General features: G+C 63.9%; 9 protein-coding genes. 7 read left to right on the forward strand and 2 right to left on the reverse strand.

Annotation, left to right across the window (positions count from 1 at the left end; all coding sequences use genetic code 11):
* Positions 1 to 7: 7 nt before the first annotated feature.
* Entirely contained in the window at positions 8 to 1459 is a 1452-nt protein-coding gene (gene gatA / locus LO50_RS00385; protein WP_044313746.1) for an Asp-tRNA(Asn)/Glu-tRNA(Gln) amidotransferase subunit GatA, read from the reverse strand.
* Positions 1460 to 1476: 17 nt separating this feature from the next.
* Positions 1477 to 1764 (reverse strand): Asp-tRNA(Asn)/Glu-tRNA(Gln) amidotransferase subunit GatC, encoded by a 288-nt coding sequence (gatC, locus tag LO50_RS00390; RefSeq protein WP_044313741.1) that lies wholly within the window; start codon positions 1762 to 1764, stop codon positions 1477 to 1479.
* 318 nt (positions 1765 to 2082) lie between these two features.
* Between gatC and mreB the strand changes: the two genes are divergently transcribed.
* The 7 genes from mreB to LO50_RS00425 all read left to right on the forward strand — a co-directional run.
* Positions 2083 to 3120: a rod shape-determining protein MreB gene (gene mreB / locus LO50_RS00395; protein ID WP_003302863.1), complete on the forward strand. Its 1038-nt coding sequence runs from the start codon at positions 2083 to 2085 to the stop codon at positions 3118 to 3120.
* 126 nt (positions 3121 to 3246) lie between these two features.
* Positions 3247 to 4224, forward strand: coding sequence for a rod shape-determining protein MreC (gene mreC, locus LO50_RS00400; RefSeq protein WP_042922824.1), 978 nt, complete (start codon positions 3247 to 3249; stop codon positions 4222 to 4224).
* Complete coding sequence (mreD, locus tag LO50_RS00405) at positions 4221 to 4709, forward strand: rod shape-determining protein MreD (RefSeq protein ID WP_014821395.1); 489 nt, start codon at positions 4221 to 4223, stop codon at positions 4707 to 4709. Before mreC ends, mreD begins: the two co-directional genes overlap by 4 nt.
* A gap of 194 nt (positions 4710 to 4903) precedes the next feature.
* A complete protein-coding gene (locus LO50_RS00410) occupies positions 4904 to 6052 on the forward strand; it encodes a PEGA domain-containing protein (RefSeq protein ID WP_044313742.1) in 1149 nt (382 codons plus the stop codon).
* Positions 6053 to 6147: 95 nt separating this feature from the next.
* Positions 6148 to 6738, forward strand: a complete 591-nt coding sequence (locus tag LO50_RS00415; RefSeq protein WP_044313743.1) for a Maf family protein — start codon at positions 6148 to 6150, stop codon at positions 6736 to 6738.
* 85 nt (positions 6739 to 6823) lie between these two features.
* Positions 6824 to 8281, forward strand: coding sequence for a ribonuclease G (rng, locus tag LO50_RS00420; RefSeq protein WP_003302857.1), 1458 nt, complete (start codon positions 6824 to 6826; stop codon positions 8279 to 8281).
* 49 nt (positions 8282 to 8330) lie between these two features.
* On the forward strand, positions 8331 to 10950 hold a 2620-nt coding region (locus LO50_RS00425), incomplete at its 3' end, for a YhdP family protein (protein WP_044313744.1).

The following is a 10950-nucleotide window of genomic DNA, read 5'->3' on the forward strand; positions in this document are numbered from 1 at the left end:
AATCTCCTCAGAATCCGGCCGGGGCGCGCATGTGCCAATCGGTGACTTGTTGATACTGGTGCGCCACATTGAGCAGGCGCGCTTCCTGGAAGTACGGCGCCAACAGTTGTACCCCCACCGGCAGGCCATCGATGAAGCCGGCCGGCATCGACAGGCCCGGGATGCCCGCCAGGTTGGCGGTGATGGTGTAGATGTCTTCCAGGTAGGCAGAAACCGGATCGGCGTTTTTCTCGCCCAGCTTCCAGGCCAGGTTCGGCGTGGTCGGGCCGAGGATCACGTCGACCTGCTCGAAGGCCGCGACGAAGTCCTGCTTGATCAGGCGACGGATCTTTTGCGCCTTCAGGTAGTAGGCATCGTAGTAACCGGCCGACAGCGCATAGGTGCCGACCATGATGCGCCGCTTGACCTCGTCACCGAAGCCTTCGGCGCGCGAGCGCTTGTAGAGGTCGGTAAGGTCGGCCGGGTTTTCGCAGCGATAGCCGAAGCGCACGCCATCGAAACGCGAGAGATTGGAAGAGGCCTCGGCTGGTGCGATCACGTAATAGGAAGGAATCGCGTGCTGCATGTTCGGCAGGCTGATGTCCATGACCGTGGCGCCGAGCTTCTTCAGCTCCTCGACGGATGCCATCACGGCGTCAGCGATCTTCGGATCGAGGCCGGCGCCGAAGTACTCCTTCGGCAGGCCGATGCGCAGACCGGCGAGCGGCTGGCTCAGCGCGGCGAGGTAATCGTCCAGCGGCTGGTCGACGCTGGTGGAGTCCTTGGCGTCGAAGCCGGCCATTGCCGACAACAGCAGCGCGCAGTCTTCGGCCGTGCGAGCCATCGGGCCGCCCTGATCGAGACTCGATGCGTAGGCGACCATGCCCCAGCGCGATACCCGGCCGTAGGTCGGCTTGAGGCCAGTGAGGTTGGTCAGCGCAGCCGGCTGGCGGATCGAACCGCCGGTGTCGGTGCCGGTCGCGGCAGGCAACAGCCGTGCGGCGATGGCCGCGGCGGAACCGCCGGAGGAGCCACCCGGTACCCGGGTCAGGTCCCAGGGGTTCTTCACCGCGCCGTAATAGCTCGACTCGTTGGCAGAGCCCATGGCGAATTCGTCCATGTTCAGCTTGCCGAGGGTAACCGTGCCGGCAGCTGCGAGCCGTTCCACCACGGTGGCATCGTAGGGCGCATTGAAGTTGTCGAGAATCTTCGAGCCGCAGCTGGTGCGGATGCCCTGGGTGCAGAACAGGTCCTTGTGGCCGATCGGTGTGCCGAGCAGGGCGCCGTTCTCGCCGGCGGCGCGACGCGCGTCGGCGGCCTTGGCCTGTGCGATGGCAAGCTCGTCGGTCACGCTGATGAACGCGTTGAGCTGCGGGTCGAGCTGCTCGATGCGGGCCAGCAGGGTGCGCGTCAGTTCCTCGGCGGAGAAATGCTTCTCGGCGAGGTTCCGGGCGATCTCGGCAAGCGTCAGGTTGTGCATGTCGGAATCCTTCATCATCACTCGATCACTCGCGGAACCAGATAGAGGCCTTCTTCCACGGCGGGTGCGATGGCCTGGTAGGCATCACGCTGGTTGCTCTCGGTGACTGCATCGGCACGCAGGCGCTGGGTGGTTTCCAGCGGGTGGGCCAGCGGCTCGATACCAGCGGTGTCGACCGCCTGCATGCGGTCGATCAGGCCGAGGATATTGTTGAGGGTCTCGGTGGTGCGGGGCAGGTCGGCTTCAGACAGGCCCAGGCGGGCCAGATGAGCGATCTTCTCCACCTCGGTGCGTTCAAGCGCCATCGGGTATCTCCAGCGGAAAGCGAATCGGGACTGCACCTTCCGTCGACTGGACGGGGTGCATGGCAGCACGGGACGAGCCGCGGCAATGGGCTTTCTGGCCCGGAAAAGCCGTCAATCTTACATGCCCGAGGCGGTTATCGGTAGCGTGGACGCGGTGCGCGGCCTTAGGATGAGTGGCGACCACCGTCATGCGACCTGGCACGCAATGCCTCATTTCTGGCGCCACGCGGGCGGACTCTCGCCTTGCCCTAACTTCGCACCATTGTTAGAGTTTGCGGCACTTTTTTCCCCACGCGTTTGCCCCAGGGCCCTTTTCCCATGTTCAAGAAACTGCGTGGCATGTTTTCCAGTGATCTGTCGATCGACCTGGGCACTGCCAATACCCTTATTTATGTGCGCGATCGCGGCATTGTTCTCGACGAACCCTCTGTAGTCGCCATTCGTAGCCACGGCAACCAGAAGAGCGTTGTCGCCGTCGGCACCGAGGCCAAGCGCATGCTGGGCCGTACCCCGGGCAACATCAACGCGATCCGTCCGATGAAGGACGGTGTGATCGCCGACTTCAGCGTCTGCGAGAAGATGCTGCAGTACTTCATCAACAAGGTGCACGAGAACAGCTTCCTGCAGCCCAGCCCGCGCGTGCTGATCTGCGTGCCCTGCAAGTCGACCCAGGTCGAGCGTCGTGCCATTCGTGAGTCCGCACTCGGCGCCGGTGCTCGCGAAGTGTTCCTGATCGAGGAACCGATGGCCGCTGCGATCGGTGCCGGTCTGCCGGTGGACGAGGCCCGTGGCTCCATGGTCGTGGACATCGGTGGAGGTACCACCGAGATCGCGCTGATCTCCCTCAACGGCGTGGTCTACGCCGAATCCGTGCGAGTCGGCGGTGATCGTTTCGACGAATCCATCGTGACCTACGTGCGTCGCAACTACGGCAGCCTGATCGGCGAATCCACTGCCGAGCGCATCAAGCAGGAAATCGGTACCGCCTTCCCGGGCGGCGAGGTCCGCGAAGTGGACGTCCGTGGCCGCAACCTGGCCGAAGGCGTGCCGCGCAGTTTCACCCTGAATTCCAACGAAGTGCTCGAAGCCCTGCAGGAATCGCTGGCGACCATCGTTCAAGCGGTCAAGAGCGCGCTGGAGCAATCTCCGCCGGAGCTGGCCTCCGACATCGCCGAGCGCGGCCTGGTGTTGACAGGCGGCGGCGCGCTGCTGCGTGATCTGGACAAGCTGCTCGCCCAGGAAACCGGTCTGCCGGTGATCGTCGCCGAGGAGCCGCTGACCTGCGTCGCCCGTGGCGGTGGTCGCGCGCTGGAGATGATGGATCGTCACGCCATGGACCTGCTGTCCACGGAGTGAGCCTGCGCCGCTGTGCTCATGACAAGCCGAAAGATCCGGTCGCACCGGCTTTCGGCTTGTCGCGTTTAGTCTCAAGCTTTTACTCGTGAGGTAGTTGCAATCAAGCCGCTATTTGCCAAGGGACCTTTGCTCGGTGTACGCCTGCTGGTGTTCGTCGTGCTTTGTGTCGTGCTGATGGTGGTGGATGCACGCTTCGACGCGCTGAAGACGGTACGCAGCCAGATGGGGCTGGTACTGACGCCGTTCTACTGGGTCGCCGACATGCCGGTGCGGATCTGGAGAGGTGCGACCGAGCAGATCGCCAGTAGCAGCAGCCTGATGGCCGAGAACGAGAAGCTCAAGGCCGAGGCGCTGCTGATGCAGCGGCGCCTGCAGAAGCTGGCGATGCTCACCGAGCAGAACGTGCGCCTGCGCGAGTTGCTCAACTCGGCGGCGCTGGTGGATGACAAGGTCATCGTCGCCGAGCTGATCGGGCTCGACCCGAACCCGTTCACCCATCGCATCCTGATCGACAAGGGCGAGAAGGACGGCGTCTTCATGGGGCAGCCGGTGCTCGATGCCAGCGGCCTGATGGGGCAGGTCGTCGAGGTGCTGCCGTATGCCGCGCGCGTGCTGCTACTGACCGATGTCACCCATAGCATTCCGGTGCAGGTCAACCGCAACGGACTGCGTGCGATCGCCGTGGGCACCGGCAATCCGGACTATCTCGAGCTGCGCCATGTGGCCGAAACGGCTGATGTCAAAGCAGGAGATCTGTTGGTCAGTTCCGGGCTCGGTCAGCGATTCCCAAGCGGCTATCCGGTGGCGCAGGTGACCGAGGTGGTGCACGGCTCCGGCCAGCCGTTCGCCATCGTACGTGCGGTGCCGACCGCCATGCTCAATCGCAGCCGCTATCTGATGCTGGTCTTCAGCGATTCGCGGACGCCGGAGGAGCGGGCCGCCGACGCTGCCGAGGCCCAGGCCGATGCCGATCAGAAAGCCGCTGCCGAAGGCGCGGAGGCAGCCGCACCTGCACCCGCTGCTGAGGCGGGGGCTGAAACGAGCGATTCCGAGCAGGCGCCCGCCGCTTCGTCGTCGACAACGGTATCGGAGGAGGCGCAATGATCAGCGGGCGGCCAAATAATGGATGGGTCATCTGGTTCAGCCTGACGATCGCGCTGCTGCTCAGCGTCGCGCCCATGCCCGGCAGCGCGGAGATCGCACGGCCGCTATGGCTGGGGTTGGTCATCGCCTTCTGGTCGTTGGTTCTGCCGCATCGCGGTGGGCTGGGCGCCGCGTTCTGTTTCGGGCTCGCGCAGGACGTGCTGGCCGGCACGCTGTTCGGCCAGAGCGCCTTGCCGCTGATTCTGATCGCTTTTCTGGTGCTGAGCCTGCAACAACGCCTGCGCATGTTTCCGCTGTGGCAACAGAGCATGGTGCTGCTGGTTGTGCTCGGCCTCGCCCAGTTGGTGCAGCTCTGGCTGAACACGCTGACCGGTAATCGGCCGCCGACGCTGCTGTTCCTCGTGCCTGTGCCGGTCAGCGCATTGCTCTGGCCTTGGGTTTATGTCGCGTTGCAGGGGCTGCGTCAGCGATTTGCGGTGTATTGACCAACGCCCGGTCGATTTCGTCCGTCGTACGCTGCGCTGAAAAAATCTGATCTTTTGTATGGGTTTGTGCCGCCGGGCACGGCTTACGCCTTGCTGCTCCAAAGCAATTCTGAAATCATGCTGCCGCTATGGCGTTCCGCCATTACTGGTTTCTGCTTCAGAAGACGATAAGCACAACAGCACGGGCGATGAGTATGGAAGCTGGCAGTTCGATTTTTTCCAGGCCGCAAGGCTCTCGTGGCGCCCGTGCGGTGCTGGCTGCCGGCGCGGTAGGGTCGCTGCTGATGACGCTGGTCATGAGCACTGGTTACTCTCAGGCCGATAGCGCCCCGCAGGCCCCTCAGTTGGCCAAGCTGTCGGCCCCAGATACGCTCTCCACCGTTGCCGCTTCCTCTGAGTCCGCTGCCGATTCGCCTCGCGCCGAGCAGCTGGCCGGCAAGATTGCAGAGCTCGACGCCATCCTCCTTGAAAAGCAGAAGCTTGAAGATGCGCTGCGGGCCGAGAAGAGCGAGCTCGCTGCCGTGCAATTGCAGCTGGCCAACAGCAAGAAGCTGATTCGCCTGGAGGTCGACGACTTCCTCGGTCAGAGCGCCGAGCGCAAGCGTCTCGATGAGCTGCTGGACGAGCACAAGCGTAGTGCCGAGGCCGAGAAAGCCATTGGCGAACGCGTCGAAGCTCTGGAGAAGGATCTCGGCAGCCAGCACCTGAAGTTCTCGCTTGCCGCGCGTGACGTCGATCGTCTCAAGACTCAGCTGGCGGCCGAGGTTCGCGAGCGCAACAGCAAGAAGATTCAGGCCATTGCCCGCAAGCTGGACAAGACCATTCGCTTCGAGCAGTCGGTTTCGTTCCGCTGTTCCGCCAGCAAGAGCCTCGCGGCCTGCCTGGCCGAGCACCGCAACGATGGTCAGATGTCGCAATGGGTGCTGGAAAACTACCAGCGTGTGCTGGCCGAGGATATCCGCGAGCAGGTTGCCGATGTCGAACTGGATACCGCCTGGTACCGCTACCGCACACGTACCGATTTCGCCCAGGCAAGCATGAGCCTGGACGGCACCGTCAACGCGCAGATGAACGTCGAGGCGACCATCACGGCGAAGAAGATGATGCCGTGCGCGATCCTCGATGTGCCCTACGAGCAATGCGACAGCAAGACCCACTCGCTGATCGTGCGTAGCAACAAGTACGACGATCGGGTCCGCATCAACGACCAAGAGCATGGCGCCACGCCGGTTTCGCTGGTGCTCGACAGCGGTGTCTATGACATTCAGGTCACCTCCGGTGGCATTACCCAGAAGCGCACGCTGTCGCTCAAGGGTGATCAGGTGGTCAACTTCAAGTTCTGATCCATGCCCGGCGTAGTCCTTACGCCGGTCCTCTGCGCCTTCCTCGACGTACCCTGGATATGCGACGCTGTCGCTTTACCGTCTGAGGAACTGCCATGGGCGCTCTGTTTCTTGCCTCGGCATCACCCCGCCGCCGCGAATTGCTCGCGCAGATCGGCGTGCCGTTTTCTCTCGTTGGCGTGTCCGTCGATGAAACGCCCTCGCCAACCGAGTCGCCCGAGGCGTATGTCGAGCGCGTTGCGCGCGACAAGGCGCTCGCCGGGCTCGTCAGTCTGGGGGGTCGCGACGGCTGCGTGCTGGGTGCCGACACCAGCGTGGTGCTCGATCAGCATATTCTCGGCAAGCCTGCCGACCGTGCCGACGGGCTCGCCATGCTGGCGGCGTTATCCGGGCGTACGCACCGGGTCATGACCGCCGTTGCGCTGGCCAGTCGAAGTGCCTGCGAGGTGCGTGTGGTCATCAGCGAGGTGACCTTCCGTACCATCGACGAAGCCGAAGCCGAACGCTATTGGGATAGCGGGGAGCCGGCGGACAAGGCGGGCGGTTACGCCATCCAGGGCTGGGGTGCGGTGTTCGTCAGCCAGTTGCACGGCAGCTATTCGGCGGTGGTTGGCCTGCCGTTATGTGAAACGGCGCAGCTGATCGACGCCTTCGGACTTCCACGTTGGACCAAAGGCTCAAGCTAGAGCCTGTGGCTTCGGCGCGCAGGCCGGTTAGAATCGACTCAACCACCAGCTAGCGCTGCACATCAAGCCACCGCCGAGAACAACAATGAGCGAAGAAATCCTGATGAACATCACCCCCATGGAGTCGCGGGTGGCGGTGGTGGAGAACGGTGTCCTGCAGGAGGTGCATGTCGAGCGCACCCAGCGCCGCGGCATCGTCGGCAACATCTACAAGGGCAAGGTGGTGCGAGTCCTGCCGGGTATGCAGGCGGCGTTCGTCGACATAGGGCTGGATCGCGCCGCGTTCATCCATGCTTCCGAGATTTCCGCCCGCGAGGGTAATGCGGTCGAGCCGATCAACGCCCTGGTTCACGAAGGCCAGAGTCTGGTGGTGCAGGTCACCAAGGACCCCATTGGCACCAAGGGCGCGCGCCTGACCACGCAGCTGTCGATCCCATCGCGCTACCTGGTGTACATGCCGCGCACCAGCCATGTCGGCATTTCCCTGCGTATCGAAGATGAAGCCGAGCGCGAGCGGCTCAAGCAGGTCGTTGCCGAATGCGTTGAGGCAGAGGGTATCCAGGAAGCCGGTGGCTTCATCCTGCGTACCGCGGCTGAAGGGGCTGGCAGCGACGAGATACTCATGGATATCCGCTATCTGCGCCGTCTGTGGGAGCAGATCGCCAGTCAGATCAAGACCGTCGAAGCGCCCACGGTGATCTACGAAGACCTCTCTCTGGCCATGCGCACCCTGCGTGATCTGGTCAATCCGCGGATCGAGAAGATCCGTATCGATTCGCGGGAGAATTTCCAGAAGGTCACCCAGTTCGTCGGCGAGCTGATGCCCGAGCTGGGCGACCGCCTCGAACACTATCCGGGCGAGCGGCCGATCTTCGATCTCTATGGCGTCGAGGACGAGATCCAGAAGGCGCTGGAGCGCAAGGTCATGCTCAAGTCAGGCGGTTACCTGATCATCGATCCGGCCGAGGCGATGACCACCATCGACGTCAACACCGGTGCATTCGTCGGTCATCGCACGCTGGAAGAAACCATTTTCAAGACCAATCTCGAGTCGGCCACCGCCATCGCACGCCAGCTCCGGCTGCGCAATCTGGGCGGCATCATCATCATCGACTTCATCGACATGGAGGACGAGGAGCATCGTCGCCAGGTCCTGCGCACGCTGGAGAAGCAGCTCGAGCGCGATCACGCCAAGACCAACATCATCGGCATCACCGAACTCGGCCTGGTGCAGATGACCCGCAAGCGCACCCGCGAAAGCCTCGAACAGGTGCTGTGCGAACCCTGCATGTGCTGTCAGGGGCGCGGCAAGCTGAAGACGCCGGAGACCGTCTGCTACGAGATATTCCGCGAGATCCTGCGTGAGGCGCGGGCCTACCAGGCGGAAGGCTACCGGGTGCTGGCCAATCAGAAGGTGATCGATCGTCTGCTCGACGAGGAGTCGGGCAATGTCGCCGACCTGGAGGCCTTTATCGGTCGCTCGATCAAGTTCCAGGTGGAAAGCATGTACTCCCAGGAACAGTACGACGTGGTGTTGCTCTGAACAATGGTAGACCGGGCCGCAAGGGCCAGGATGACCGGAGCGCATCCAGATGAACCGCCTCGCCGCCTTCCTCGTGACACTGTCGCGCCAGCTGTTCTGGGTAATCGCGTTCGGGCTGATTCTGGCCGCGCTCTACGTGAGCCTGGGGCGGCAGCTGGTGCCTGTAATCGCCGAGTACCGGGCCGAGGTGCAGGAGAAGGCGCAGGCGGCGCTGGGCATGCCAATCGTGCTGGGCAGGCTCGAAGGCCGCTGGGAGGGCTTCGCTCCGCGTTTGCTGGCGCATGATGTATTGCTCGGCGAGGGTGACAGCGCGATGCGCCTGGACCGTATTGCCATCGTCCCAGACCTGGCGGCCAGCCTCTGGGCGCGAGAGTGGCGGCTGAGCCGGCTGGAGTTTAGCGGCGTGCAGCTGTCTGTCGCTGAAGATGCCGAGGGCAAGTGGCGAGTGGAGGGCTTGCCGACCCGTACCGAGCAGAAACCGCCCGAACCGCAGAAGATTCTCGAGTCGTTGCAGCGGGTGCGTGGGCTGGCGGTGCGCAACAGCCAGATCACGCTGGAGCCATTCGGAGAACCGCCGCTGACCCTGAGCTACACCGATCTGGGCCTGCTCGTCGACGGTGTGCGGCTCCGGTTGGACGGGCGCAGCATCCTGCCGGATGGCCAGCCCCTGGCCTTGCGCATTGAGGGGCGGGTGCAGCCGCAACGCTGGCAGCACGCCGAGGCGCAGGTTTATCTCAGCCTGCCACAAAGCGACTGGGCCGCCTGGTTGCCGCGCCGACTGACTGCCGACTGGCATCTGCAGACGTTGAAGATGGGGGGTGAGCTGTGGGCAACCTGGCGCGAAAAGGCGCTGGAGCGTGCTGTTCTACGGATTAACGCGCCGCAACTGATCACGTCCTTTGCCGATCGTGAGCCTGTTCAGCTCGAGGACATTGGGGGCGAGGCTTATATCGATCGCAACGAGCAGGGCTACCGGCTGCTGCTGGACCGGCTGGCGTTCGATCTCGAAGGCGAGCGCTGGGGCGATGCGCGAATCCAGGTTCAGCAGGATCAGACTCAGCAGCATTGGCAGCTGCAGGCTGATCGGTTGGGTATCGCGCCGATCGCCACACTCGTCCGTGCACTGGCGCCGCTACCACCGGCCGCAGCCGAGACGCTGACGGCGCTGCAGCCCAGCGGAACACTGCGCAATCTGCAGCTCGACTACCGCCCCCAGATGGAATCGCCGCAGCGGCTGCAGTTCGCAGCCAATCTGGACCGCATCAGTTTCGCCGCACAGAACTGGATACCGGCGGTGGGCAATGCGAGTGGCAGCATACGCGGTGACCTGGGCGGCGGAGAACTGCGCGTGGACAGCGACGACTTCAGCCTGCAGCTTGCGCCACTGTATCCCGAGCCCTGGCGCTACCGACACGCCGGCGGGCGTCTGACCTGGGCGCTGGACGAGCAGGCCTTCACGCTGGCTGCGCCCTATCTGCGTATCGACGGCGAGGAAGGCAAGATCGCCGGTGACTTCCTGATCCGCTTGGCCAGGGATCCCGCGGCAGAGGATTACATGGACCTGCGGGTTGGCTTGAGCGAAGGCGACGCGCGCTTTACCGAAAAATACTTGCCGACACGCTCACCGGCGTTAAGCCCGGCGTTGGTCAGCTGGCTCAAGGAAGCAATTCGCAGCGGTACGGTCGAGCAAGGTTATTTCCAGTACCAGGGCGCATTGAGCAAGGGAGCTTCCGACAGCGCGCGCAGCCTGAGCCTGTACTTCAAGGTGCGCGATGCCGAGCTGGCGTTTCAGCCCGGCTGGCCCGTGCTACAGCAGGGCCGTGGCGAGGTGCTGATCGAAGACAGCGGGGTTCGCGTCCGGCTCGCGGAAGGGCGGATTCTCGACAGTCACGTGCGTGATGCGACAGCGGACATTCCTCGCGTCGGCGCCGGCAACGTGCCGCAGTTGGCCGTGAAGGGGCAGGTCGCCAGCAGCCTGGCGGATGCCTTGAAGCTGCTTCAGGAGGCGCCGATCGGAACCGGTGAGATCTTCGCAGGCTGGCAGGGGCAGGGTGCGCTCAGCGGCGCGCTCGATCTGCAGATCCCGCTGGGCAAGGGCACGCCGCGGGTCATCGTGGATTTCGCCAGCGACGATGCGGAACTGAAGATTCCCGAGCCGGAGCTTGCCTTCGAGCAACTCAGTGGCAGTTTCCGCTACGACACCGCGCGAGGCTTGAGTGCAGACGCCATCCAGGCGCGTCTGTTCGGCGCTCCGGTCAAGGGCAAGGCGGTAGCGACAGGAGCGCCTGGCAAGCCTGCCTCTCGCGTGGAGGCACAGGGCGCCGTGGGGTTGAAGCGTCTGGCTGAGTGGCTCGCTATCGGGCAGTCGCTGCCCGCCAGCGGTGAGTTGCCCTATCAGTTGCGACTGGATCTGGCGGGTGAGGACAGTCAGTTGCAGATCGACTCTTCGCTACAGGGGCTGCGCATCGATCTGCCAGCGCCGTTCGGCAAGCCTGCACGCGAGCGCCGTGACACCTCGTTGCGGATGTCCCTGCAAGGAGCCGAGCGTCGCTACGGTGTCCGGCACGGGTCACTCGCCGCACTGACGTTCGCTGCGCCGCCGGGTGCCTGGGCGCAGGGCCGCGGCGAGCTGCGTCTCGGGCCTGGGGCGGCCAATCTTCCGGCCAGTG

It is taken from the genome of Stutzerimonas stutzeri, from assembly GCF_000935215.1.
Classification (GTDB): Bacteria; Pseudomonadota; Gammaproteobacteria; order Pseudomonadales; family Pseudomonadaceae; genus Stutzerimonas.